The sequence below is a fragment of the Oceanimonas sp. MB9 genome (genome assembly GCF_011319775.1).
Taxonomy (GTDB): domain Bacteria; phylum Pseudomonadota; class Gammaproteobacteria; order Enterobacterales; family Aeromonadaceae; genus Oceanimonas; species Oceanimonas doudoroffii.
On record NZ_VFBE01000008.1, the window covers coordinates 1 to 25,860 of the forward strand.

General features: G+C 61.5%; 18 protein-coding genes and 2 rRNA genes. 14 read left to right on the top strand and 6 right to left on the bottom strand.

The window, feature by feature from the left end; genetic code table 11:
- The 5 genes from OJHNALOF_RS10840 to OJHNALOF_RS10860 form a co-directional block, all read left to right on the top strand.
- A 23S ribosomal RNA gene (locus OJHNALOF_RS10840) occupies nt 1–539 on the top strand; the annotation flags it as partial.
- Nucleotides 540–627: 88 nt separating this feature from the next.
- Nucleotides 628–742, top strand: a 5S ribosomal RNA gene (rrf, locus tag OJHNALOF_RS10845).
- 488 nt (nt 743–1,230) lie between these two features.
- On the top strand, nt 1,231–2,667 hold the full coding sequence (locus tag OJHNALOF_RS10850) for a nucleobase:cation symporter-2 family protein (RefSeq protein ID WP_165662048.1): 1,437 nt from the start codon (nt 1,231–1,233) through the stop codon (nt 2,665–2,667).
- 123 nt (nt 2,668–2,790) lie between these two features.
- A complete protein-coding gene (locus OJHNALOF_RS10855) occupies nt 2,791–4,137 on the top strand; it encodes an 8-oxoguanine deaminase (protein WP_165662049.1) in 1,347 nt (448 codons plus the stop codon).
- 117 nt (nt 4,138–4,254) lie between these two features.
- Nucleotides 4,255–4,959 carry a phosphatase PAP2 family protein gene (locus OJHNALOF_RS10860; RefSeq protein ID WP_165662050.1) on the top strand — a complete coding sequence of 235 codons (705 nt, stop codon included), beginning with the start codon at nt 4,255–4,257 and terminating at the stop codon, nt 4,957–4,959.
- A gap of 30 nt (nt 4,960–4,989) precedes the next feature.
- On the opposite strand, the gene OJHNALOF_RS10865 is transcribed toward OJHNALOF_RS10860, so the two are convergent.
- Nucleotides 4,990–6,165: a CinA family nicotinamide mononucleotide deamidase-related protein gene (locus OJHNALOF_RS10865; RefSeq protein ID WP_165662051.1), complete on the bottom strand. Its 1,176-nt coding sequence runs from the start codon at nt 6,163–6,165 to the stop codon at nt 4,990–4,992.
- A gap of 141 nt (nt 6,166–6,306) precedes the next feature.
- On the opposite strand from OJHNALOF_RS10865, the gene metA reads away from it, so the two are divergent.
- Nucleotides 6,307–7,260 carry a homoserine O-succinyltransferase gene (metA, locus tag OJHNALOF_RS10870; RefSeq protein WP_094201473.1) on the top strand — a complete coding sequence of 318 codons (954 nt, stop codon included), beginning with the start codon at nt 6,307–6,309 and terminating at the stop codon, nt 7,258–7,260.
- Between the two features lie 31 nt (nt 7,261–7,291).
- Here the strand turns inward: metA and OJHNALOF_RS10875 are convergent, their stop codons facing one another.
- Complete coding sequence (locus OJHNALOF_RS10875) at nt 7,292–8,581, bottom strand: sodium:proton antiporter (RefSeq protein ID WP_165662052.1); 1,290 nt, start codon at nt 8,579–8,581, stop codon at nt 7,292–7,294.
- Nucleotides 8,582–8,825: 244 nt separating this feature from the next.
- On the opposite strand from OJHNALOF_RS10875, the gene metH reads away from it, so the two are divergent.
- Together metH and OJHNALOF_RS10885 are read left to right on the top strand one after the other, a co-directional pair.
- Complete coding sequence (gene metH / locus OJHNALOF_RS10880; protein ID WP_165662053.1) at nt 8,826–12,506, top strand: methionine synthase; 3,681 nt, start codon at nt 8,826–8,828, stop codon at nt 12,504–12,506.
- 228 nt (nt 12,507–12,734) lie between these two features.
- Nucleotides 12,735–13,952: a D-alanyl-D-alanine carboxypeptidase gene (locus OJHNALOF_RS10885; RefSeq protein WP_165662054.1), complete on the top strand. Its 1,218-nt coding sequence runs from the start codon at nt 12,735–12,737 to the stop codon at nt 13,950–13,952.
- A gap of 492 nt (nt 13,953–14,444) precedes the next feature.
- Here the strand turns inward: OJHNALOF_RS10885 and OJHNALOF_RS10890 are convergent, their stop codons facing one another.
- Together OJHNALOF_RS10890 and OJHNALOF_RS10895 are read right to left on the bottom strand one after the other, a co-directional pair.
- The gene (locus tag OJHNALOF_RS10890; RefSeq protein ID WP_165662055.1) at nt 14,445–14,897 is read right to left on the bottom strand and encodes a methylated-DNA--[protein]-cysteine S-methyltransferase; all 453 of its coding nucleotides are present in this window, start codon (nt 14,895–14,897) and stop codon (nt 14,445–14,447) included.
- Nucleotides 14,898–15,020: 123 nt separating this feature from the next.
- A complete protein-coding gene (locus OJHNALOF_RS10895) occupies nt 15,021–15,374 on the bottom strand; it encodes a YqfO family protein (protein ID WP_240919714.1) in 354 nt (117 codons plus the stop codon).
- Nucleotides 15,375–15,451: 77 nt separating this feature from the next.
- Here OJHNALOF_RS10895 and OJHNALOF_RS10900 point away from each other — a divergent pair, with 77 nt between their 5' ends.
- Genes OJHNALOF_RS10900 through OJHNALOF_RS10925 form a run of 6 tightly spaced genes read left to right on the top strand, consistent with a single transcriptional unit; the run spans nt 15,452 to nt 21,324 of the window.
- Nucleotides 15,452–17,110 carry a chloride channel protein gene (locus tag OJHNALOF_RS10900; protein WP_094201468.1) on the top strand — a complete coding sequence of 553 codons (1,659 nt, stop codon included), beginning with the start codon at nt 15,452–15,454 and terminating at the stop codon, nt 17,108–17,110.
- Complete coding sequence (locus OJHNALOF_RS10905; protein ID WP_165662056.1) at nt 17,107–18,222, top strand: ABC transporter permease; 1,116 nt, start codon at nt 17,107–17,109, stop codon at nt 18,220–18,222. Before OJHNALOF_RS10900 ends, OJHNALOF_RS10905 begins: the two co-directional genes overlap by 4 nt.
- A complete protein-coding gene (locus OJHNALOF_RS10910; RefSeq protein WP_165662057.1) occupies nt 18,219–18,998 on the top strand; it encodes an ATP-binding cassette domain-containing protein in 780 nt (259 codons plus the stop codon). The genes OJHNALOF_RS10905 and OJHNALOF_RS10910 overlap by 4 nt, the downstream gene beginning before the upstream one ends.
- 3 nt (nt 18,999–19,001) lie before the next feature.
- A complete protein-coding gene (locus tag OJHNALOF_RS10915) occupies nt 19,002–19,916 on the top strand; it encodes an MlaD family protein (protein WP_165662058.1) in 915 nt (304 codons plus the stop codon).
- Complete coding sequence (locus OJHNALOF_RS10920) at nt 19,913–20,518, top strand: ABC-type transport auxiliary lipoprotein family protein (RefSeq protein WP_094201464.1); 606 nt, start codon at nt 19,913–19,915, stop codon at nt 20,516–20,518. Before OJHNALOF_RS10915 ends, OJHNALOF_RS10920 begins: the two co-directional genes overlap by 4 nt.
- Nucleotides 20,515–21,324, top strand: a complete 810-nt coding sequence (locus OJHNALOF_RS10925; protein WP_165662059.1) for a glutaminyl-peptide cyclotransferase — start codon at nt 20,515–20,517, stop codon at nt 21,322–21,324. Before OJHNALOF_RS10920 ends, OJHNALOF_RS10925 begins: the two co-directional genes overlap by 4 nt.
- On the opposite strand, the gene OJHNALOF_RS10930 is transcribed toward OJHNALOF_RS10925, so the two are convergent.
- Nucleotides 21,264–22,991, bottom strand: a complete 1,728-nt coding sequence (locus tag OJHNALOF_RS10930) for a PglL family O-oligosaccharyltransferase (protein WP_165662060.1) — start codon at nt 22,989–22,991, stop codon at nt 21,264–21,266. The two genes, OJHNALOF_RS10925 and OJHNALOF_RS10930, sit on opposite strands and share 61 nt — an antisense overlap.
- Before the next feature lie 18 nt (nt 22,992–23,009).
- Nucleotides 23,010–25,838, bottom strand: coding sequence for an excinuclease ABC subunit UvrA (gene uvrA, locus OJHNALOF_RS10935; protein ID WP_165662089.1), 2,829 nt, complete (start codon nt 25,836–25,838; stop codon nt 23,010–23,012).
- Between the last annotated feature and the right edge of the window lie 22 nt (nt 25,839–25,860).

A 25,860-nucleotide genomic window follows, 5' to 3' on the forward strand; every position in this document is an offset into this window, starting at 1 on the left:
AGCAGGTGCGAAAGCAGGTCATAGTGATCCGGTGGTTCTGAATGGAAGGGCCATCGCTCAACGGATAAAAGGTACTCCGGGGATAACAGGCTGATACCGCCCAAGAGTTCATATCGACGGCGGTGTTTGGCACCTCGATGTCGGCTCATCACATCCTGGGGCTGAAGTCGGTCCCAAGGGTATGGCTGTTCGCCATTTAAAGTGGTACGCGAGCTGGGTTCAGAACGTCGTGAGACAGTTCGGTCCCTATCTGCCGTGGGCGTTGGATGATTGAGAGGGGCTGCTCCTAGTACGAGAGGACCGGAGTGGACGAACCTCTGGTGTTCGGGTTGTCACGCCAGTGGCACTGCCCGGTAGCTAAGTTCGGAATCGATAACCGCTGAAAGCATCTAAGCGGGAAGCGAGCCTCGAGATGAGTCATCCCTAGGTACTTGATGCCTCTAAAGGGCCGTCCGAGACCAGGACGTTGATAGGCAGGGTGTGGAAGCGCTGTGAGGCGTGCAGCTAACCTGTACTAATGACCCGTGCGGCTTAACCATACAACACCCAAGAAGTGTGAGAGACTTGCGGTCTCGAGACTACAAACAGCATTCATCATAAAGTTTTTTTCCGAATTAAGTTTTTATGCCTGGCGGCCATAGCGTTGTGGAACCACCTGACTCCATGCCGAACTCAGCAGTGAAACGCACCCGCGCCGATGATAGTGTGGCAGCTGCCATGTGAAAGTAGGTCACTGCCAGGCACCCAATACCGAAAAGCCCGATACGAAAGTGTCGGGCTTTTTTCGTTTTCTGAGCCTGCACTTTTCGTCCTGACAGCCGCCGCAGGCGCGGTTTTAACGCCGGGCTGGTGTTGCATCCGTCATTCAATCTCCATTTAGCTCTACACTGCCTTATAGCATGGTGCTAGCGAGGGAGGCTCACCGCAGCGCCAGCTGGATAGGTTGTGTACACTTTTTGCTGTTATCTGTTCTTTTTTGTGGGTCATCAGTATTTACGAATAAGGTAGATGTAGATCACATTGATTCCAATTTTGTGTACAAAGATTTCACAATGGTATAACACGCATGTTTTTTTTGCGGTATCATCTAACTGACTCCGCACTATGGCACCAGCCTTGAAGTGGAGCATGGAGGGTAGTGCCACCGTCTCGACAGGATGTTGGCCAATAATAAAATGGCGGCCCACTGTAAGGCCCGCTCATTGGCAACGATTAACAAAGGGATCTGTTATGACCCAGGATGCAAAAACCGCACAAGGCAAAAATCTTGATTTGCTGTATTCACTGCACGACAAGCCCGGCTTTTTGCCGTCCGTGTTTGCAGCCTTGCAGCATGTACTGGCAAGTCTGGTTGGTGTGATCACTCCCACCCTGATTGTGGGGGGAGCACTCGGACTGGGTGAGCACGTTCCTTATCTGATCAGCATGGCGTTGATGGTCTCCGGTGTGGGTACCTTTATTCAATGTCGGCGCGTCGGCCCCATTGGTGCCGGGATGCTGTGCCTGCAGGGCACCAGCTTTGCCTTCCTGACCGCCGTGCTTTCCGCCGGCTTTATCGTCAAAAGTCGCGGTGGTACGCCGGAAGATATTCTGGCTACCATCTTTGGCGTCAGCTTCTGCGCCGCCTTTATTGAAATCTTTTTGAGCCGTTTTGTGCACAAGCTGCAGAAGGTGATCACGCCTGTGGTAACCGGCACCATCATCATCCTTATCGGTATTCCGCTGATCAAGGTGGCCATGACTGACATCGGTGGCGGCTTTGGCGCGCTGAATACGGACAGTTTTGGTTCTCTCGACAACCTGCTGCTGGCCGGTATCGTGCTGGTGAGCGTGATTCTGCTGAACCGCTCCAGAAACCCCATGATTCGGCTGGCGGCCGTGGTAATCGGCCTGGCCCTGGGCATGCTGGCCGCCTTCTTGATGGGCCGCCTGGACTTCTCTCACATCGCCAGCCTGCCGCTGATCTCCATACCGGTGCCGTTCAAGTTCGGCTTCCAGTTTGACCTGGCCGCCTTTATTCCGCTGGCCATTCTGTTCTGCGTCAGCGCCATGGAAACCACGGGTGACCTGACCGCCAACTCTACCATTTCCCGCGAGCCGGTGAAGGGGCCGGTATACATCAACCGCATTCGTGGTGGCGTACTGGGGGATGGTGTCAACTCCATGATTGCCGCTGTGTTCAACAGCATGCCGTCTACCACTTTCAGTCAGAATAACGGCGTTATCGCCCTGACCGGTGTGGCCAGCCGTTTTGTGGGGATCTATATCGCCGCCATTCTGTTTATCATGGGCTTGTTCCCCATCATTGGCGGCGTGCTGCAGACCATGCCCAAGCCGGTGCTGGGCGGTGCGACCCTGATCATGTTCGGTACCGTGGCCGTGGCCGGTATTCGCGTGCTGTCCCAGGCTAACCTGGATCGCCGCAACATGATGATTATCGCCATTTCCGTGGGCATGGGTATCGGTGTTTCCGCCGTGCCAAACGTGCTGCAGGCCCTGCCGGACACCGTGGAGAACATTCTGAAGTCTCCGGTGGCCATGGGTGCCATTACCGCCATCCTGCTGAGTCTGATTCTGCCCGAAGGCCCTGCCGAGGAAGAGGAAGCCGAGGTGAAGTCCGACGAGCAGGCTGGTGAAGGTAAAAAAAAATTAGGTGAGGTTGGTTAACACTCACTATCGAATTGAGGCCTGATTTGTCTCAATCCCCTGGCGTACCTTCCCGGATTGTGCGTCAGGGGTTTCCACATCCGGGGGATGCCAACTTTCCAGCAATATGGAGTAGAAAGTCTGATGCAAAACCCCAACAACACACTCTGGATTAAATCTCCCCTTGCGACGCTCGATTCGGCCTGTGCCGGTGGCGTGGTGATCAGCGGCGACACCATTGTCGAGCTGGTGCCCGAGGGGAAAACACCGCAGCATGCCATTGATCAAATCTTTGATGCCGGCGAGCACGTGCTGCTGCCAGGCCTGATCAATGCCCATCACCATTTCTACCAGACCCTGACCCGTGCCCATCCGGTGGCGCTGAACAAGGAGCTGTTTTCCTGGCTAACTTCGCTCTACCCGGTATGGGCGAAGCTGCAGCCGGAAATGGTGGAAGCGTCCACTCAAATTGCCCTGGCCGAGCTGCTGCTGTCGGGCTGCACCACCGCCAATGATCATCACTACCTGTTTCCGCAAGGGCTGGAGCAGGCCATCGATATTCAGGTGGAGCAATCCCGCCGTCTCGGCGTGCGAGTGCACCTTACTCGGGGCTCCATGAGCCTGGGGCAGGATCAGGGTGGCTTGCCGCCCCAATCCACGGTGCAGACCGAGGACGCGATACTGGCCGACAGCGAACGCCTGATAAACCGCTACCATGAGCATGCCGACGGCGCCATGGTGCGAGTGGCACTGGCTCCCTGTTCTCCCTTTTCGGTCAGTAGTGAGCTGATGAAGGCCTCGGCCGAACTGGCCGAACGGCATGATGTGCAACTGCACACACACCTGGCCGAAACCCACGATGAAACCGAGTTCTGTGAGCGCATGTTCGGTATGCGTCCGGTGGACTACCTGGAGTCGGTGGGCTGGCTTAATAATCGTACCTGGCTGGCTCACGGCATTCATTTCAACGAGGAAGAAATCGCGCGGTTGGGCAAGGCCGGAGTAGGTATCTCTCACTGCCCGTCGTCGAACATGCTGCTGGCCTCGGGAATGTGTCCGACCCTGGATCTGGAAGCGGCCGGTTGCCCGGTGGGCCTTGGCGTTGATGGCTCGGCGTCCAATGACGGTTCCAACATGATACTGGAAGTGCGGCAAGCCTTGCTGCTGCAGCGGTTGCGTTATGGCGCCAGGCGCATTACCCACCAGAAGGTGATTGACTGGGCGACCCGTGGCTCGGCTGCCTGTTTGGGTCGCCATGACATTGGCGAGATTGCCGTGGGCAAACAGGCCGATCTGGCCCTGTTCCGGCTGAATGACATTCAGTTTGCCGGAGCCGGCGACCCGTTGGCGGCGCTGGTGTTGTGTGGTGCCCAGCGGGCCGACAGGGTGATGGTGGCTGGCCGCTGGCGAGTAACCGATGGCACCATTGAGGGCCTGGATATAGAGGCCCTCAAGGCACGGCAGCGTGAGCTGGCGGCGCAGTTGCGTTGAATGCGTCAGGGTAATAAAAGAGAGTGCTGCGGCACTCTTTTTTATTACCTTATGGTTTCAAAGGATTTTTTCGGTGCTTTCTGGTATAAAGTCAGTTTTTGCAAAATGGTTTTCGGAATGCGATGGGATCTTAAAGGTTGGCTTGGCCTGCAATTACTGGCGGGTCTGCTGCTGATCACCTGGTGGCAGGGATACTGGCAGGAACTGGATGAAAGTGTGTTTTGGTGGCTCAACGGCCGCCTAGTGACGCAGCCTGGCTTTGCCGAGTTGGTAGCCTTCGTCAATCAGCGCTGGATTGACGGTGCGGTGGCGCTGTTGATGGCGTTGTTCGTGTTTCGGCACGCTTGGCTGGCATCGGGCAGAGAGCGGGCGCGTATCTGCTGCTTGCTGTTGATCATGGCTGGTTGCTTCTCGCTGCAGGCGGCGGCGGGCAAGGCGCTGCCCATTGAACGGCCGAGTCCAACCAAGGTATTTGAGCAGGCGGAACGGATCAGTGAGTTGGTGCCCCATATCAAGGCCAAGGACGCTTCGGGAGACTCCTTTCCCAGTGATCACGGCATTGGCTTCGCCACCTTTTTGCTGTTTGCCCTCTATCGCTTTCCGCGTCGTTACCTTTACGCTGTGGTTCCCTTGGTGCTGGCCCTGGCCATGCCAAGGGTCATGTCCGGGGCCCACTGGCTCACCGACTTTCTCTGTGGCTCCATCCCCCTGGCGTTGATCACCGCCGCCTGGCTGTTCCACACGCCGCTGGCCCACTGGCTGACCGAAACCCTGGTGGCCCCGGCTGAGAAATTGCTGCGGCGCTGGCAACTTCAGGGGTAAACCACAAGGGCGGTCAGGCCGCCCTTGTGGTTACCGTGGCAGGCTAACCTGCTCGCTGCGAGGCAGAATGTCATAGTCGATGATCACCGGCAGCCCTTGCTGGTGGCGGCGCAGCATGTCAAAGGCGGCAAAGGCCAGCAGCCGGCGACGCATCAGCGGATCGCGAAAGTGCATTTTCAGGGTTTGTGCCTCGCAGCCCTGCTCGGTCAGCAGCGCCAGCGGAATGCCCTGAGGACCCTCGGCACCGATGGCCAGGGTAATGGTCCGACCCGAGCCTTTCAGCCACTGTGCCAGGTCATCGGCGCTATCGGGCAGCCCGGCCAGGTAATGTCCTTCAAATTCGGCAGTGAGGGTGTGCAGGGTGTCGGTCAGGCGGCCGCCGCTGGCGTCTTCAAATATCACCAGATCCCGGTTGTGCAGTTGTGCCGCCAGGGCATCGAATGTCAGCTCGTCACGGGCCACCAGGTGGCTGCCCACCTGCTCCAGCAACTGGGTCTCGGCCTGGGCGATGGCCTCGTGGTCATCGGTATCGATAATCAGCTTCAGCTCTATGGTGGGGGCATTGGCGCGATACCCAAGAGTAATCCCCTTCGGCCAGGGCAGGCTGTCGAGTCGGTCGCTCAGGCCCGACTCCGACAGCCCGAACAAAAAGTAGCGTTGTACCTGGCTGCGGCCCTGCTGACCCAGTCGGCTGCGCAATCGCGGCAGAATTTCCTCGTCCATCATTTTCTTCAGTTCGGACGGCACTCCGGGCGTAAAGAAAAACAACGCCCGGTTGTGTTGCACCGCAAAGCCGCAGGCGGTGCCGATGGGATTGTCCACCAGCTCGGCGCCCTCGGGCAGCATGGCCTGCTTGATATTGCTTTCCGGCATGATGCGGTTTCGGCTGTTGTATTTCTCCTGCATCACCTCAAGCCAGTGCTGGTTCAGGGCCAACGACACGCCGGCGGCCTCGGCCATGGCCTCGGCGCTGATGTCGTCCGAGGTCGGTCCCAGGCCGCCATTGACGATCACGATATCGGCGTGGTGGCTGCGCTGTTCGAACAGCTCCACCAGATCGGCCTTGTCATCGCCTACGGTAAAACGCCGGCGCACCTGCCAGCCTTGCTCTAGCAGCCGCTGTGACAGCCAGCCGGCATTGGTGTCGGTTATCAGGCCGGTGAGCACTTCGTCGCCGGTGCTGACCAGTTCAATCACGGGGTCCATATGCAAATCCTTGAAGAAAAACGCCCAAATTCTAACGTATCTTGCCGGCGCAACACAGCTAGCTGGTGACAAGCGGCGGCCCTTATTGTAGATTTCTAGATGTCTAGACTTTTCTACCGATGCAGTACATGGAGTAAGCACATGCCCATCAGAATTCCGGATCGCCTGCCGGCGGCCAATGTCCTGAGCCGAGAAAATATCTTCGTGATGACGGAGACGCGCGCGGTCAATCAGGATATACGACCGATGCGGGTGCTGCTGCTCAACCTGATGCCGAAGAAGATTGAAACCGAGAATCAGTTGCTGCGCATGCTGTCGAACTCGCCGCTGCAAATCGGAGTGGATCTGCTGCGCATCGACAACCGGCCATCAAAGAATACGCCGCAGTCACACCTGGAACATTTTTACTTCGATTTCGAGCAGATCAAGGATCAGTTCTACGACGGTTTGATCATTACCGGCGCGCCTCTGGGGCTGACCGACTTCTGCGATGTGGTGTACTGGGACAAGATTGAACAGGTCGTGGAGTGGTCCAAGAGCCATGTGACCTCTACCTTGTTCCTGTGCTGGGCGGCCCAGGCCGGCCTGAAAATTCTCTACGGCCTCGATAAACGCACTCGTCTGGAAAAGCTTTCCGGTGTATATGAACACCAGAACATGGGGCAGTTCGAGCCCCTGGTACGCGGCTTTGATGATGTGTTTCTGGCTCCCCATTCCCGCTATGCGGACTTTCCGCTGGATCTGATTCGTGAGAAAACCAACCTCAAGGTGCTGGCCGGCTCAGAACGGGTGGGCATGTACCTGGCGGTCAGTCCGGATCGCCGTCAGGTGTTCGTGACCGGCCACCCGGAATACGATCCGGATACCCTGCATCAGGAATACATGCGGGATCTGTCCGTGGGCATTGAGCCCAACATGCCGGTGAACTACTACCCGGAAAACAACCCGGACAATGCACCCCGGGCTACCTGGCGCAGCCACGGTCACCTGTTGTTTTCCAACTGGCTCAACTACCACGTTTATCAGCTGACCCCCTACGATCTGAAGACCCTGAGCGCCGCCGGCGATACCCTGACCAAAGACTGGGAAGACTGAACATCAAAAAGGGGCATCAGCCCCTTTATTGTTAATCGATGGGAAAGCCGGCTTTTTCGGCGGCCTTGGCCTTGTTGATCATCGGCGTGATGGTCATGCCCTGCACGATAATCGAGAACAGCACGATGGCGTAGGTCATCATCAGGATCAGATCCCTCAGCTCCACCTGCCCGTCACTGCCCAGCTTGATCCCCGCCGGAATTGACAGCGCCATGGCCAGTGACAGGCCGCCACGCAAGCCGCCCCAGGTCAGAATGCGTACCGAGTATCTGTTGTAGCTGCGCACCCGACGAAAGCCGATATAAGGTATTGCTACACTGGCAAAGCGGCCGGCCAGTACCAGGGGCACCGACAGCACCATCAGGATCCAGGCCTGCCAGTGAAAGTCCACCAGCAGCATGGCCAGGCCGATCAGCAGGAACAACAGGGCATTGAGGAACTCGTCCAGCAGGTGCCAGAAATGATCCAGGTATTTCTGGCTCTGCTCCGAAAAGCCGGTGTAGCGGGTCCAGTTGCCGACGATAATGCCCGCCACCACCATGGCCAGGGCACCAGAAACGCCGAGAATGTTGGCCATGGCAAAGCCGGCGGTGGGCACGCACAGGGTCATCAGCAGCTCCATGGAGCCGTCGTCGGTGGCGCTGATCATGATGTGGCTCATCAGCCCCAGCAGGGCACCAAAGATAATGCCGCCCACGGCTTCGTGGGTGAACAGGGTCATGACCGAGCCGACGCTTGCCTCGTTGCCGTTAAAGGCCACCGCAAAAATGGTGAGGAAGGCCACCAGGCCGATGCCGTCGTTGAACAACGACTCCCCCTCAACCTGAATGGCGATCTGCTCCGGCGCACCCAGCTTCTTGACGATGGCCAGCACTGCTATGGGGTCGGTGGGGGAAATCAGGGTGCCAAACAGCAGGCAGTAGATAAAGGGCAGGGGAATGGCCGCCATATAGGCCAGCAGCCAGAGGCCGCCGGCCACCACCAGGGTGGAGATCAGCACGCCCACGATCACCAGCACCGAAATTTCCCATTTCTGACTCTTCAGCGCCGGCAGGTTAATGCCCAGGCCGCCGGCAAACAACAAAAAGCCGAGAATGCCCTGTAGCAGAAAGGAGCCGAAATCGACGGTCTTGACCACCTCTACCGCATGTTGTTGCAGCTCTGGCCAGGTGGTCTTGCCGAGAATAAGCATTAAAATGGAGATGGCGAGGGCGCCGGAGGTAATGGCGATGGTGGTCTGGATTTTCATGATGTACTGATTGACGAAGGCAATGGTGATCGCCATGGCCGCCAAAAAGCACAGGGTGTAGTAAACGCTCATGTAAGGGCACTTCCGAAAGGTTATTTTATTATTTGCAAGCTGAAATGACCGAATGTGTTCCGGTCGTACATAGTTTGCCCTATTGGCCTCGGCATCACTAGTGGAAATGCGGTGAAAACGGTCATTTTCATGGGTTGCTTCACACCACAGGTTTCCGGACATGCAGATGGCCGGATTTCCGATTGCGCAAAGTGTGATAGCATGGATGCTGCATACAGGAATCAGGTTGTAACAGGAGTCAGCAGTGTCCCGATCCCCCGTGTTTTCTCAGCTCGAACAGGCCCTGGCCAAACGCATTTTGATCATCGACGGGGGCATGGGCACCATGATCCAGTCCTACCGGCTGGACGAGGCCGCCTACCGGGGCGAGCGCTTTGCCGACTGGGCCAGCGATCTCAAGGGCAACAACGATCTGCTGGTGCTCACCCAGCCCGAGATCATCGCGCAAATTCACAGCGATTATTTCGCCGCCGGCGCCGACATTGTCGAGACCAACACCTTTAACGCCACCACCATCGCCATGGCCGATTACGCCATGGAAAGCCTGGCGGCGGAGATCAACCTGGAGGCGGCGCGCCTGGCGCGCCGGGTGGCCGACGACTGGACCGCCAAAGAGCCGCACAAGCCGCGTTTTGTGGCCGGGGTGCTGGGCCCGACCAACCGCACTGCCTCGATTTCGCCGGACGTGAACGATCCCGGCTATCGCAACATCAGCTTTGATCAGCTGGTCGAGGCCTATACCCAGGCCACCGAGGCGCTGATCGACGGCGGCGCCGATCTGCTGATGATCGAAACCATCTTTGATACCCTCAACGCCAAGGCGGCGGTGTTTGCCATTGAAGGGGTGTTTGATGCACGCGGCGTGCGCCTGCCGGTGATGATTTCCGGCACCATCACCGACGCCTCAGGCCGTACCCTGACCGGCCAGACCACGGAAGCCTTTTACCACTCCCTGCGTCACGCCCAGCCCATTTCTTTTGGCCTGAACTGTGCCCTGGGGCCGGACGAGCTGCGCCAGTATGTGGCCGAGTTGTCGCGCATCAGCGAAACCTATGTGTCCGCCCACCCCAACGCCGGCCTGCCCAACGCCTTTGGCGAATACGATCTGGAAGCCGAGGAAATGGCCGGTCACATTCGCGAATGGGCCGAAAGCGGCTTCCTTAACCTGGTGGGCGGCTGCTGCGGCTCTACCCCGGAACACATTCGTGCCATGGCCGAGGCGGTGGAAGGCCTGGCCCCGCGTAAACTGCCCGAGCTGCCGGTGGCCTGCCGGCTGTCCGGTCTGGAGCCGGTGCTGATCACACCGGAAAGCATGTTCGTCAACGTGGGCGAACGCACCAACGTCACCGGTTCGGCCAAGTTCAAGCGGCTGATCAAGGAAGAGCAATACGACGAGGCGCTGGAAGTGGCGCTGCAACAGGTGGAAAACGGCGCCCAGATTATCGACATCAACATGGATGAGGGCATGCTCGACGCCGAGGCCTGCATGACCCGCTTCCTCAACCTGATTGCCGGTGAGCCCGATATCTCCCGGGTGCCCATCATGATCGACTCCTCCAAGTGGGAGGTGATCGAGGCCGGCCTCAAGTGCATTCAGGGCAAGGGTATCGTCAACTCCATCTCCCTGAAGGAAGGGGAAGACAAGTTTATCGAGCAGGCGAAACTGGTGCGTCGTTACGGTGCCGCCGTAATCGTGATGGCCTTTGACGAGGTGGGCCAGGCCGATACTCGGGAGCGCAAGTTCGAGATCTGTCAGCGCGCCTACCGAGTACTGGTCGACAAGGTTGGCTTTCCGCCGGAAGACATCATCTTTGACCCCAATATTTTCGCCGTGGCCACCGGCATCGATGAGCACAACAACTATGCCGTCGACTTTATCGAGGCGGTCAAGGACATCAAGGACAACCTGCCCCATGCCATGATCTCCGGCGGTGTATCCAACGTGTCGTTCTCGTTCAGGGGCAACGAGCCGGTGCGGGAAGCCATTCACGCCGTGTTCCTCTATCACGCCATTCGCAACGGCATGGACATGGGCATTGTCAACGCCGGCCAGCTCGCCATCTATGAAGATATCGATCCCGAGCTCAAGGCCAGCGTGGAAGCCGTGGTGCTCAACCAGAATGACGATGCCACCGAAACCCTGCTGGCGCTGGCCGAGCGCTACCGTGGCAGTGGCGGTACGGCCAACGACGCCCGGGATCTGGAATGGCGCAGCTGGCCGGTGAACAAGCGGCTGGAGCACGCCCTGGTCAAGGGCCTGACCGACTTTATCGAGGAAGATACCGAAGAGGCCCGCCAGCAGGCGGAGCGCCCGCTGGAGGTGATCGAAGGCCCGCTGATGGACGGCATGAACGTGGTCGGTGATCTGTTCGGCGAGGGTAAGATGTTTCTGCCCCAGGTGGTGAAATCGGCCCGAGTGATGAAACGGGCGGTGGCCTACCTCAACCCCTATATCGAGGCTACCAAGGCGGTGGGCCAGAGCAACGGCAAGATCGTGATGGCCACGGTCAAGGGCGACGTGCACGACATCGGCAAGAACATCGTCGGCGTGGTGTTGCAGTGCAACAACTTCGAGGTGGTGGATCTTGGCGTCATGGTACCCTGCGAGACCATTCTCAAGACCGCCCGGGAGACCAAGGCCGACATGATCGGCCTGTCGGGCCTGATCACGCCGTCACTGGATGAAATGGTGCACGTGGCCAAGGAAATGCAGCGCCAGGGCTTTACGATTCCGCTGCTGATCGGCGGCGCCACCACCTCCAAGGCCCATACCGCGGTCAAGATAGAGCAGAATTACGACGAGCCGGTGGTCTATGTATCCAACGCATCCCGGGCCGTGGGCGTGGTACAGAGCCTGCTCAGCGAAACCAACAAGCCGGCCTTTGTGGAGCGGCTCAACCACGAATACGAGGTGGTACGGGATCAGCATGCCCGCAAGAAACCCCGAACCAAACCGGTGACCCTGGCCGAGGCCAGGGCCAACCCGGTGGCCATCGACTGGGACGCCTACACCCCGCCGGTACCCGCCAAGCCGGGTATTCACGAGTTTCACGACGTGCCCATCTCGGTGCTGCGGGAATTCATCGACTGGACTCCCTTCTTTCTCACCTGGTCGCTGGCGGGCAAGTACCCGCGCATACTTGAAGACGAGGTGGTGGGCGAGGAAGCCAAGCGCCTGTTTGCCGACGCCAACGCCATGCTCGATATCCTGGAAGCCGAGGGCGAGCTGCGGTGTGCCGGGGTGATCGGCCTGTTCCCCGCCAACAGCGTGGGCGACGACGTGGAGATCTACACCGACGAGAGCCGCTCCACCGTACTGCACACCCTGCGCTTTTTGCGTCAGCAGACCGAGAAGAAGGACGGTTTCCCCAACTACTGCCTGGCCGACTATGTGGCGCCCAAGGGCAGCCAGCCCGACTATATCGGTGGCTTTGCGGTGACCGGCGGCATTGGCGAAGACGACATCGTCAAGCGCTACAAGGACGCCCAGGACGACTACAACGCCATTATGGCCAGTGCCGTGGCCGACCGTCTGGCGGAAGCCTTTGCCGAATACATGCACCTGTTGGTGCGCCGGGAATACTGGGGCTATGCGCCGGATGAGGACCTCGATAACGAGGCGCTCATTCGCGAAAAATATCAGGGCATTCGTCCGGCACCGGGCTACCCCGCCTGCCCCGAGCACACCGAAAAGGGCACCCTGTGGCAGTGGCTGGGCGTGGAAAAGCGCATCGGCATGAAGCTGACCGAGTCCTACGCCATGTGGCCGGGGGCGGCAGTATCGGGCTTTTACTTCTCCTATCCGGACACCCGCTACTTTGCGGTGGCGCGCATTCAGGAAGATCAGTTGCTGGATTATGCCGAACGCAAGGGCATGACCCGTGAAGAGGCCGAAAAATGGCTGGCTCCCAACCTGAGTGATTGAGTAAAAAAGGCGCCATCGGCGCCTTTTTCGATAAAAAGACGTGTTTTACGGCCAGCTTCCGGTATGGCGCATGTATGCTTAAAGGTATGGAAGGATCCATGCCGTTTGTTGCCAAACGCATCCGCTTGGTCGGCCGTCTGTCGTGACAGTGCAGCGGGGGGCTGGACAGGCATCACGCCTTGGCGTAGCTTCTTGCGGCTTTGTTCAATCTTCGGGAGGTGTTTCCCCATGTTTGCCCTGACCCGCAAGGGAAAAACCATCATAGTGCTGCTGGGGATACTGTTCTCCCTGATCGGGCCGGCCCAGGCCAACCCGCGTTATGCGGCCATCGTGATTGACGCGGAAAACGGCGCCGTGCTGCATGCGGCCAACGCCGATGCCAGCCGCTATCCGGCGTCCCTGACCAAGATGATGACCCTTTACCTGCTGTTTGAGGCCATGGAGCAGGGACGCATGAGCCTGAATACCGCCATGCCGGTGTCGGCCCACGCCGCCTCCATGCCCCAGACCAATATCTCCCTGCGAAAAGGCGATCAACTGCGGGTGCGGGACGCCATTCCGGCGCTGATCGTGCGCTCTGCCAACGACGTGGCGGTGGTGGTGGCCGAGGCCCTGGCCGGCAGTGAAAGCGGCTTCGCCCGGCGCATGACCGCCAAGGCCCGGGAGCTGAAGATGTACAACACCACCTTTCGCAATGCCTCCGGCCTGCCCGACAATCAGCAGATTTCCACCGCCCGGGATCTGGCCACCCTGTCATTGCGGCTGATGAAGGACTACCCGGCCTATTACCACTATTTTTCCACCTCTTCGTTTACCTACCAGGGACGCACCTATCGCAGCCATAATCGCATGGTGCAGAATTCCCCCGGGGTGGATGGCATGAAGACCGGTTATATTCGCGCGTCGGGCTTTAATGTAGCGACCTCGGCGCTGCGGGAGGACCGTCGTGTGGTGGCCGTGGTGATGGGGGGCAAGACCGCCCAGTCCCGGGATCAGCACATGGTCTCGTTGATCGATCGCAGCATTGGACGGGCCACGCAGGTTGCGCGGGTGTCCGCCGCGGGCGCCCCGGCCGCCGAACGGCTGGTGGTCAGCACCCGCACCGTGCGCCAGACCGTGCGCCAGGCCCTACAAACCCAGGCGCCGCAAACCCCGGCCCCGGCCCCGGCCGTAGTGGCAGTGCAGCCGGTATCGCTGACCGACAATTCCGGCTGGGCGGTGCAGATTGGCTCGTTTCGAGTGCCCGAGCAGGCCCGGGACAGGGCGTCTGATGCGGCGCGTCGGCTGGGGGATCTGGCCCAGGCTCAGGCGGCGGTGACCGAGGTGGAAATCAGCAACCGCAAGCTGTTTCGCGCCCGCCTGATCGGCCTGGAGGAGAACCAGGCCAAAAGCGCCTGCCAGCGCCTGTCTCGCCAAGGCATGGACTGCCTGGTGGTGCGCCTCTAGCCTGCCCGGATGGCAAAACGAAAAAAGGGGCAACATTGCTGTTGCCCCTTTTTCGGTCGTCCTGACGGCTCAGTTCCATGAACCCTGTGGCTCCCTGCCATGTCCCTGACTGCATTTCACTCCGTGAAATCTTCCCCTTCCCGATCCATCGGGGTGTCCTGGTCGCTCCTGACCGCGCATCGTCCTGATCCGCTTCACATCTTCAACCCTGAAGGTGTCCTTGGCCGCTTTCCTGCGGTGTCCTTTTGCCGTTCCTGGCGGGCCCGTCGTCCTGACTGGCCTTGCTGCGTCCTAGCGAGAGCAATAATAACCCGAGGGCGTTCTGGCTCAAGTCGGCGGTATTAGCTGTCCCGAGTATCAGAATGGGTTAAAATTTGTCAAGTGATTGATTTTGTTATGAAGTTAATGTTGTTGGGTGACAAAGGCGCGAGCACAACGACGTATTGTCTGCCCGCAGCTTGAGAGATCTCGCACAGAAGGACGGGGTTATTGTCAGGCATTGGCCTCAAGGGCCAGCAGCCAGCGTTTGCGTTCCAGACCGCCGGCATAGCCGGTCAGACGACCGTCGGCACCGATCACGCGGTGGCAGGGAATGATGATGGCGATGGGATTGCGGCCATTGGCGGCACCCACGGCCCGCACCGCCCTGGGATTGCCGATGGCGCCGGCAATGTCGCCATAACTGCGTCGCTCGCCCCAGGGAATATGCTGCAGGGCGTGCCATACCTGCTGCTGGAAGGGGGTTCCACTAGGCGCCAGGGGCAGGCTGAAGCGGTGCAGCCTGCCGGCGAAATAGGCGTTCAGCTGGTCGCAGGTTTCTTGCAGCAGGGGAGACGTCGGTGCCAGGGTCGTAGTGTCGCCGGTCATAAAGCTCAGACCGGTGATGACGTCGTCGGTGGCGTCGATACGCAGCGGGCCGCAGGGGCCGGGCAAAATGCAGTGCATTGAAAAAACCTCGACTCGAAATAGGGGAACAATTATTGGAGCCCCACAACGGAAAATAGTTGCGCCGTCCCGAAGCGTTTGGGACGCATCGCCCGTTTTCGTCGTCCAGCGCAGGGCGGCTGTTCAGAGTCCGGTCAGGGGCCAGACGTCGTAGGCCGGCTCTTCGTAGGGATGGGCCTTGCGCAGGGCATTCACGGCGTCGCGGATCAGGTGATCCTCGCACACCAGTTCGATGCGCAGCTCGTTTACCCGCTCCAGCTTGCCGGCCTCGCCGAGAAAGGGACTGGCTCCTGCCAGCGGACGAAATTGACCCTGGCCTGGAGTTTCAAAGCAGCACTGATCGTAGTCGCCGATTTTGCCGGCGCCGGTGGCAAACACCGCTCGCTTGACGGCTTCGGCATGGGTCTCGGGCACGAAAAACACCAGCTTGTACATGATGGCTTGTCCGTTCTGCTCAAAGTCTGTGAAATGTACCATAAATCCTTGCTGCAAAAGTGGTTTGTTCGCACACTGGGGGCAATAATGAAGCCTTCCGAAGCCAACGGAATTCACCCATGAGCCAACCCAACAAGGTGCTGCAACGCCTACTGTTACCCCGGGCCGGCAGCCTGTTGCCGCTGGTGCTGCTGGGCGTGCTGACCGGCGTGATTGCCAGCCTGGTGATGATGAGCTTTCTCGTCCTGCTCAATGGCGTGCTCGGCAGCCTGAACGGTGACAACCTCGAAGATTTTGAGTCTCTGGCCTGGTACTGGCAGCTGGGGTTGCCCCTGGCTGGCAGCCTGCTGCTGATCCTGCTCTACCGGCTGACGCCACCGGCGTCCTGGTCGGTGGGACTGGCTTATGTGCTTGAGCGGTTGCAGTTCGGCCAGGGCCGGATTCCGGCGGCCACCATCGGCTTTCAGTTTGTGGCGGCATTGATCGCCCTTGGCTCGGGGCACAGCGTGGGGCGGGAAGGGCCCACGGTACACCTGGGGGCGGGCATTGCCAGCCAAATTGGCCAGCTTAGCGGGCGGCCGCCCAGCCAGCTGCGGCTGTTGCTGGGGTGTGGTACTGCGGCGGCGATCTCGGCGGCCTTCAACACGCCGCTGGCAGGGGTGTTGTTCGCCATGGAGGTGGTGCTGATGGAATATAGCCTGCTCGGTTTCGCCCCCATTATCGCCGCCGCCATTACCGCTTCGGCCTTGACCGGCGCCCTGCTGGGGGAGCATGCGGTGCTGGCGCCGGTCAGCCTGTCGCTGGCGTCCTACCAGGACATTCCCGGCCTGTTGCTGACCGGGCTCTGGGTGGGCCTGCTGGCGGCGCTGTTTCAGCGGCTGGTGCTGGTGTTCGTGCGGTTACCGCTCAAGGCTCGAGCCCTTCGCCTGCTGCTGGCCGGGGCCGTTACCGGCGCGTTGGCGCTGGCCGCACCCCAGGTGCTGGGCTCCGGCTATGACACCATCAATGCCGCCCTCGGTAATCAGCTGCCCTGGCTGTTGCTGCTGGGCATACTCGGGGCCAAGCTGCTGGCGACGGCGGCGGCCATTGGCCTGGGTGTACCCGGCGGCCAGATTGCCCCTACCCTGATGCTGGGGGCGTGTGCCGGCGGGGTGGCCGGGGCATTGCTCCCCGGCACGTCCGATCCGGCCCTCTATGCCCTGCTGGGCATGGCGGCCATGATGAGTGCCGTGTTGCACGCGCCGCTGGCCGCCATTGCCACCGTACTGGAACTGTCCCTCAGCGCCGAGGCCATGCTGCCGGCCATGGTGGTGGTGCTGGGCGCTAACCTGTTGTGTCAACACGGTTTTCATCTGCCATCCCTGGTGATCACCCAGTTGCGGGTGCGAGGGCAGGAGCTGCAGACCCACCCCCTTCGTACCGCCCTGGCCCAGCGCTATCTGTCGGAGCTGGCTGACCTCAGCCTGGTAGAGTGGAACGGCGAGGGCCCTTTGCCCCGCACCGAGGCCCATGCCCTGGTGGTGCACCGGGATCAGCAGTATTACCTGCTTAAGCCGGCTCAGCTTGAACGAAATATCACCCCGGAAAGCCTTGAGTCTCTGCTGACGCCCGCCCGCCGGCTGCAGTTGCTGGAGCGGGACATGTCGTTACTGCAGGCGCTGCGCACCCTGTCGGGGGAGGACGGGGCCGGCTTTCTGGTGCCGGTGCGCCGGGGCCGGGGGCTGGTCACTCGAGGCCGGCTGGTACGCATGCTCACCGAAGAAGGAGGCCTGTATTGAACGAGGGTAACCCCGAGGGGGAGTGGAGCCTGCGTGAGGGACGGCTGAGCCTGAGTGGTGATTGGACCCTGGCGCATCACGCCTGCCTGCATGCTCGATTGGCGAGCCTGCCGGCGCAAGAGGTCAGGGCTCTGGACGGCAGTAAGCTGAATCGGCTCGATACCGCCGGTGCCGGCCTGCTGTGGCAGCGCTTGGGTAAGACGCTGGCATCGTTGACGCGGGACGCCACCGGCCTGAACGACGGGCAGCGGGCGCTGTTGCTGGCGGTGGCCGGGAGCATGAGCGAGCGAGAGCCGGCACCATTGGTCGAGGCGCACTGGAGCGATAGCCTGGCCCGGCTGGGCGAATATATGCATTCGGGCTGGCAGCAAGGGCGCCGGCTACTGGGTTTTGCCGGTCTGACCCTGAGCACCGGACTGGTATTGGTGTTTCGCCCGGGGCAATGGCGCCTCACGGCGCTGGTGGCACAAATGCAGCAGTGTGGCCTCAACGCCGTACCCATTGTGGCTCTGCTCACTTTTCTGGTGGGGGCCGTGGTGGCCTTTCTCGGCGCCACCGTGCTGGCCAGCTTCGGCGCCACCATCTATACGGTGGATCTGGTGGCCTACAGCTTTATGCGCGAGTTTGGGGTGCTGTTGACCGCCATTTTGCTGGCCGGTCGTACCGCCAGCGCTTTTACCGCCCAGTTGGGGGCGATGAAGGTCAACCAGGAGCTGGATGCCCTGCGCGCCCAGGGGCTGGATCCCATCGCCTTGCTGGTGTTGCCCAGGCTGCTGGCCCTGTTGCTGACTCTGCCGCTGCTGACCTTTATCGCCATCATCAGCGGCCTGTTCGGCGGTGCCCTGGTGGGCTTGTTGTCACTGGATATTTCCCTGGCGCACTACCTGGCCATCGTGCAGGAAGTGCCGGTGCGCCATTTGCTGGTAGGGCTGGGCAAGGCTCCGTTATTTGCGATGCTGATTGCCCTGATCGGCTGCCTGGAAGGATTCAAGGTTGCGGGCAGCGCCCAGTCGGTGGGCGAGCACACCACCTCCAGCGTGGTGCAGTCGATCTTTGTGGTGATCCTGCTGGATGCCATTGCCGCCCTGTTTCTGATGGAGATGGGCTGGTGAGCGGGGCCATTATTCAGGTGCGAGGGCTGCGCAACTGCTTTGGTGCCCAGGTGGTGCATGATCGCCTGGATCTGAATGTGATCGAGGGAGAGATTCTTGGACTGGTGGGTGGTTCCGGCAGCGGCAAGTCGGTGCTGTTGCACTCCATTATTGGCCTGCACCGGCCCGACGCCGGTGAGGTGCGCCTGTGGCAGCAGGATTTGCTGACCCTGCCAACGGCACAGCGTCGCGCACTTGAGCGGCGCATGGGAGTGCTGTTTCAGAACGGCGCCCTGTTTTCCTCGCTGACGGTGCTGGAGAATATCGCCCTGCCGCTGGTGGAGCATGCCGGCCTGAACCGGCGGCAAGCCGGTGCGCTGGCGGACATCAAGCTGGCTCTGGCCGGGCTGCCGGCACTGGCGGGGGCACGCTATCCCTCGAGCCTGTCCGGTGGCATGGTCAAGCGGGCGGCCCTGGCCCGGGCGCTGGCGCTGGATCCGCAGATCCTGTTTCTGGATGAGCCTACCGCCGGGCTGGATCCGGTATCGGCGGCGGCCTTTGATCGTTTGCTGCTGACCCTGCGTGATGCCCTGGGCCTGACCGTGGTGCTGGTTACGCACGATCTCGATACCCTGTACGCCTGCTGCGATCGGGTCGCGGTGCTGGGACAAAAGCGGGTACAGGCGGTGGGCACCCTTGCCGAGGTGGCAGCCACCGATGACGCCTGGATTCGGGATTATTTTCACGGCCCGCGGGGCCGAGCGGCCCGGCAGGCCGTGCACGGCAACGAGGAGTAGAACATGGAAACCCGAGCCCATCATGTGCTGATCGGCCTGTTTACCCTGCTGGCGGCGACCGCCGCCCTGGGCTTTGTACTCTGGCTGGCAAAGGTCGGTGACGACCGTGAGCTGCGCCGCTACGACATTGTATTCAGTGAGCCGGTGTCCGGGCTGTCGGTGGGCAGCGCGGTACAATACAGTGGTATTCGTGTGGGCGAGGTGGAAAGCCTGACCCTGAATCCGGACGATCCGCGCCAGGTGCGGGCGCGGGTGCGCATTGCCGCCGATGCTCCGGTCAAGGCTGACACTCGGGCCCGGCTGGCCCTGGCCAATATTACCGGGGCCGCCAATATCGCCCTCAGCCACGGCTCGCCCGACAGCCCCCTGCTGGCCAATGGCCGCAATGACATACCGGTTATTCGGGCCGAGCCGTCCCCCCTGAGCCGGTTGCGGGTCGGCAGCGAAGAACTGATGGTCAGCCTGACCACCCTGTTCGACAATGCCAATCGCCTGCTCACCCCACAGAACGCCGCCCATGTCGGTCGTATTCTGGCCAGCCTGGATTCGGCCAGCGCCTCCCTGGCGCAACAGCAGGATACCCTGGGAGAAGGGCTTGCTGCCTTTACCTCTGTGGCTGTTCGGCTCGACACCGTGCTGGCACGGCTCGATCGGCAGCTGGCTCGTCATGGCGAGCCCCTGCTGGCCGATTCCGCCGCGACGGCGGCCAGCCTGCGGCGACTGAGCGAGCGGCTGGGTCGGTTGCTCACACAGCAGCAGGGGCTGGAAGCGGGCGTGCGGAGCCTGGCTGAGCTGGAGCCGGCGCTGCGGGAGTTGCGGCGTACCCTGAGGGTGCTGGGAGATGTTGCCTTGCAGCTGGAGCAGGATCCCGCCACGACCCTGCTGGATCGTCACGAGATGGAGGAATTTGAACCGTGAGCAAATCTCTGGTGGTGCTGATCCTGTTGCTGGGGCTGGCGGGCTGCTCTGTGCTGCCTTCGGCCGAACCGGTCAGCCGGTACCGATTGCCGCCGGCCACCCTGACAGCGGCGGGGCAGGACGTGCTGTTCGATGGTCTGCGCCTGGCCCGTCCCCAGGCCACCGGTGTACTGAATGGCAACCGGCTACTGGTGCTGACCGAGCACCAGTCTTACCAGGCTTATGGCGGTGCCCGCTGGTCGGCCTCCCTGCCACAATTGTGGCAGGACTGGTTGCTGGATGCCCTGGGGCGGGACGGCCGCATTGGCGGCCTCAGCCGAGAAGACGAAGGCATTCACGGCGAGTGGGAACTGGCCGGCACCCTGCGGGCCTTTGAACTGGATCTGAGCGCAGGCCGGGCTGAGGTGGTGATTCGCTTCGATGCCCGGCTGCTGCGTGCCGCCGACAGACGCATTGTGGCCGCGCGGCGGTTCGAACAACGGGAAGCTCCTCATGGCCTGAGCGCGGATGCGGTCGTGATGGCTCATGGCCGTGCCGCCAGCCGGCTGGCGCAGGAGCTGGCGACCTGGTTGCTGGCCGCGGGCGAGGCAGGGGGGCCATGAGTCGGCACGGCTGGTGGTTGGGTATTCTACTCTGGCTGAGTCTGCCCGCGGTGGCGGTGGAACGGCTGACGGTGCGCGTGCTGGAAACCCTGCCCCACGATATCAACGCCTTTACTCAGGGGCTGGAGTGGCACGATGGCCGGCTGTTCGAGAGCACCGGCCTTTACGGCCAGTCCAGCCTGCGTTGGCTAGAGGGTGACAGCGGTGAGCCGGGACGGCGAATCATGCTCGCCGACAGCCTGTTTGGTGAGGGTCTGGCGCGGGTGGAGGACCGGCTGGTGCAGCTGACCTGGCGCGAAGGACTGGCGCTGGTGTGGCAGTTGCCGGAGCTGCGTCTGCTCAAGGCCTTTTCCTTCCAGGGGGAAGGCTGGGGCCTGTGCTTTGACGGCGACAGCCTGTGGATGAGTGACGGCAGCGCCACGCTGCAGCGGCGTGATCCGGCGGACTTTACCCTGCAACAACGGCTGAACGTTCGGCTGGGCGGGGTGCCTCAAGGGCGGCTCAATGATCTGGCCTGTGTCGGCCGGCACATTTACGCCAACGTCTGGAAACAGGCTCGCATACTGCGCATTCGCAAGGACAGCGGCGAGGTCGATGCCGTGATCGATGCCTCGGCCTTGCTGCCCCTCAGCCAGCGGGTCAGCCATCACGAGGCGGTGCTCAACGGCATTGCCCATGATCCGCTTAGCGGTGATTTTTACCTCACCGGCAAGTGGTGGCCGCGGCTGTTCCGGGTGCGTTTTGTTCAGGCGCCGGGGGCACCGGATGCCGGAAACAGTGCCACGCCTGCGCTCAGCGCCCGCTGAATGTTGTTTCGTTCAAATCGCGTTTCCCTCGGGTAGTAGCGCCGGGCCTGTTGCCGCAGCCGCTCGGCGTCCTCGAGACGCTCCAGGCGGTGCAGCGCCAGCACCATGTTGTGGTATACGCTGATGCGGGGCGTGCGGCGCACGAATTCCCGGCCCCAGTCCAGATACTCCCGCAGCGCCTCGTCGTTTTGCTGCGCCGTGGCGAGGGCAAGCCGCAGCGACATGGCGTTGAACTCCAGCCGGGTCAGCCAGGCCAGGGGGTTGAGGGCCGACTGCAGCAGCGCCGGCTCCTTGCCGCCGCCCCGTTCATACTGAGTAATGGCGCTGGCGGTCTGCAGCCCGGTGGCCATAAAGGGCACCACTAGCGCCGGGATCAGCAGGGCGGCGAAGCGGGCCGGCAGCCGGTGGCGGTAGGGCGTCTCGACTGGTGGCTGCAGCCGTTGATCGATCCAGTACAGCAGCACCAGCAGGGTGAGCCAGTGGGCCAGGGAATGGTAGAAGGGGTATTCGGTCTGGCTGTGCAGGGCCATGGGCCACACCAAAGCCGCCAGCGCCAGTGCCCGCCGCCAGGGGGCCCGGCACAGCAGCCGCACAAAGGCCAGCGCGATTCCAATGATGGCCAGTACCGGCAACAGACCCCCTTCCACCCCCCAGAACAGCAGTTCGTTATGAGGATGATCCAGGTTGGGCTCCATGGGGGGCAGGCCGGCAATCTGCTCCCGCTGCGCGGCGTAAAACTCCATGAATTGCCGTTCAAAGTCGCCGTAGCCCACCCCGGTCCAGGGATGCTGTCCGATCAATGCCAGGCTCTGCTGCCAGTAATATTTGCGCACGCCGGGATCGCCGTACACCTCGGCACCTCGTTGTACGCCCTCCACAAATGCCATGGATACCAGCGCCAGCGCCATGCCCAGCGCCATCAGCCCAAGCAATACCAAGGTATTACGCCGGCAGCGTTGCCAGCTCAGCGGCAGCAACAGCAGTACACCCGTGAGGCCGCCCAAGAGGCCCACCCGGGATTGCAGTACCACCAGCAGCAGCGGCGTGGTTATCAGCATGGCCCCCAGCCAAACACGACGAATGGCAGGCAGTGAGCGTCTGTCTTCCAGCCACAAAAACCAGGCCAGCATCAGCCCGGTGGCCATCAGGCTGGCCATGACGTTGGGTTGCTGAAAAATGCCGTAGGGCCGGTTGGCATTGGTGTTATAGCCAATGGGGTTGCCCGGCTCCAGCAGGTAGTACTGCACCAGCCCGAGCACTGCCTCCAGGCTGATCGCCGCCAGCAGTACATAAAGCAGGCGCCAGCGGCCCTGCTCATCAAAGCGGCACTGCAGCAGCGCAAACCAGAACAACAGGCCTCCCGCCAGCCCCGCCAGCCGCGGCAGCGCCCGGTCCGCCAGTTCGGCATTGGAATAGAGCAGGGGCACCAGCATCAGCATAAAGGCCAGCCAGCCCCACAGGTGCAATCGGCTCCAGACCACCAGCCGGTTGCGGGTCAGCTGCCACAGGCCGAGGCCGATCAATATCGAGACGAAGATCCAGCCCACCATGTTGAACGGCAGGTAGAGGCCGGCGCCGCCGGGGTTGTGCATAAAAAAGTGCATGCCGCCCAGGGCCCAGGCGGCAAAACACCAGAAGAACAGGTAAGGCAGTGATACTCGGGTCATCCTTGACTCCAAATGTGTCTAGTGCCCTTTCAGCATAGGTCGTAAAAAACGGGCGGTATGGGAGGCCTGGTGTTCGGCCACTGCTTCAGGGGTGCCGGTCACCAGGATTCGGCCGCCGCCACTGCCCCCTTCCGGTCCCAGATCCACGATCCAGTCGGCGGTTTTGATCACGTCCAGGTTGTGCTCGATGATCACCACGGTGTTGCCGTGATCCCGCAGCCGGTGCAATACTGTCAGCAGCAGCTGAATATCGTGAAAGTGCAGGCCTGTGGTGGGCTCATCGAGAATATACAGGGTCTGGCCGGTGTCCCGCTTGGACAGCTCCCGGGCCAGCTTGACCCGTTGGGCCTCGCCACCGGACAGTGTGGTGGCCGACTGGCCCAGGCGAATATAGGACAGACCCACGTCCATCAGCGTCTGCAGCTTGCGGGCAATGGCCGGCACCGGGGCGAAGAAGTCGCAGGCTTCCTCCACCGTCATCTCCAGCACCTCGTGAATGCTTTTGCCCTTGTATTTGATTTCCAGGGTTTCCCGGTTGTAGCGCTTGCCCTTGCACACGTCACAGGGCACATAGACGTCGGGCAGAAAGTGCATTTCCACCTTGATGACGCCGTCGCCCTGACAGGCCTCACAGCGGCCGCCCTTGACGTTAAAGGAGAAGCGGCCCGGTTTGTAACCCCGGGAGCGGGCCTCCTGCGTGCCGGAAAACAGCTCGCGAATGGGCGTAAAGATACCGGTGTAGGTGGCCGGGTTGGAGCGGGGCGTGCGGCCGATAGGGCTCTGATCGATGTCCACCACCTTGTCCAGCTTGTCCAGGCCGTGAATGGCGGAATAGGGCGCCGGCTGGCTCACCGTGGCCTTGTTCAATTCCCGGTGAGCGAGGGGAAACAGGGTGTCGTTGATCAGCGTGGACTTGCCCGAGCCGGATACGCCGGTGACGCAGGTCATCAGCCCCAGGGGCAACGCCAGATCCACTTGCTTCAGGTTGTTGCCACTGGCCCCTTCCAGTTTTAGCCAGTGCTCGCCCACCGGGGTGCGCCGGGCCGGCACCGCAATGGCTTCACGGCCGGACAGATAGGCACCGGTGAGGGATTCCGGATTGGCCATCACCTCGGCGGGGCTTCCCTGGGCCACAATCTGGCCGCCGTGCACACCGGCACCGGGGCCGATGTCGAGCACGTGATCGGCGGCGCGAATGGCGTCTTCGTCGTGCTCCACCACGATCACGGTGTTGCCCAGATCCCGCAGGTGGGTGAGGGTGGCCAGCAGCCGTTCGTTGTCGCGCTGATGCAGGCCGATGCTGGGCTCGTCCAGCACATACATGACTCCCACCAGGCCGGCGCCGATCTGGCTGGCCAGGCGAATGCGCTGGGCCTCGCCGCCGGACAGGGTGTCGGCGCTGCGGGACAGGGTCAGGTAGTTGAGCCCCACATTGACCAGGAAGCCCAGCCGCTCGGTGATCTCCTTGAGGATCTTGTCGGCGATTTGCGCCTTTTGGCCGCCGAGCTGCAGCCCGGTGAAAAAGGCATGGGCCTCGCCGATGGCCATGTCGGACACGCTGGGCAGGTTGTGCTCCGCCACAAACACGTGGCGGGCGGCTTCCTTCAGGCGAGTACCGCCGCAGCCGGGACAGGACTGGTTGCTCTGGTACTTGGCCAGCTCCTCGCGCACCGAGTTGGACTCGGTCTCCCGGTAGCGGCGCTCCATATTGTGAATAATGCCTTCAAAGGGGTGCTTGCGCACCAGCACGTCGCCCCTGTCGTTCATGTAGCGAAACTCGACGCTGGTGCGGCCCGAGCCGTACAGCACCGCCTTTTGCACCGGCTTTGACAGGCTTTCAAAGGGGGCTTCAAGGTCAAAGTCGTAGTGATCTGCCAGCGACTTGAGCATCTGATAGTAGTAATAGCTGCGTTTATCCCAGCCGCGAATGGCGCCGCCGGCCAGGCTCAGCTCCGGGTTGGACACCACCTTGTCTGGGTCGACGATCTGTTGCACGCCCAGGCCGTCGCACTGGTCACAGGCCCCCGCCGGGTTGTTGAAGGAAAAAATGCGCGGCTCCAGCTCGGCGATGGAGTGGCCGCACTCGGGGCAGGCGAAGTTGGCGGAAAACACCAGAGGGTCTTCCTGTTCGTCGTCCATGCTCACCACCGAGGCGATGCCGCCGGACAGCTCCAGCGCCGCCTCAAAGGACTCGGCCAGCCTGAGCTGCAGGTCATCCCGCACCTTGAATCGGTCCACCACCACCTCGATGGTGTGTTTTTTCTGCAGCTCTAGCGCCGGCGGATCCGACAGGTCGCACACCTCGCCGTCGATGCGGGCGCGAATAAAGCCCTGGGCCGCCAGGTTGTCCAGCAGCTTGCTGTGCTCCCCCTTGCGATTGCGCACTACGGGCGCCAGCAGCATCAGCCGCTTGCCTTCGGGCTGTTCCAGCACCTTGTCCACCATCTGACTGATGGTCTGGGCCGCCAGCGGCAGGCCGTGGATGGGGCAGCGGGGCTCGCCCACCCGGGCGAACAGCAGCCGCAGGTAGTCGTGAATTTCGGTAATGGTGCCCACGGTGGAGCGGGGATTGTGGGATGTGGACTTCTGCTCGATGGAGATGGCCGGCGACAGCCCCTCGATATGATCGACGTCGGGCTTTTCCATCAGCGAGAGGAACTGGCGGGCATAGGCGGAGAGCGACTCCACATAGCGACGCTGGCCCTCGGCGTAGAGGGTGTCAAAGGCCAGGGACGATTTGCCCGAGCCCGACAGCCCGGTGATCACGATGAGTTTGTCCCGGGGCAGTTCCAGGCTGATGTTCTTCAGGTTGTGCGTGCGTGCTCCGCGAACGTCGATTTTGTCCATCTGCAGCTTGACCAAGTTTTAA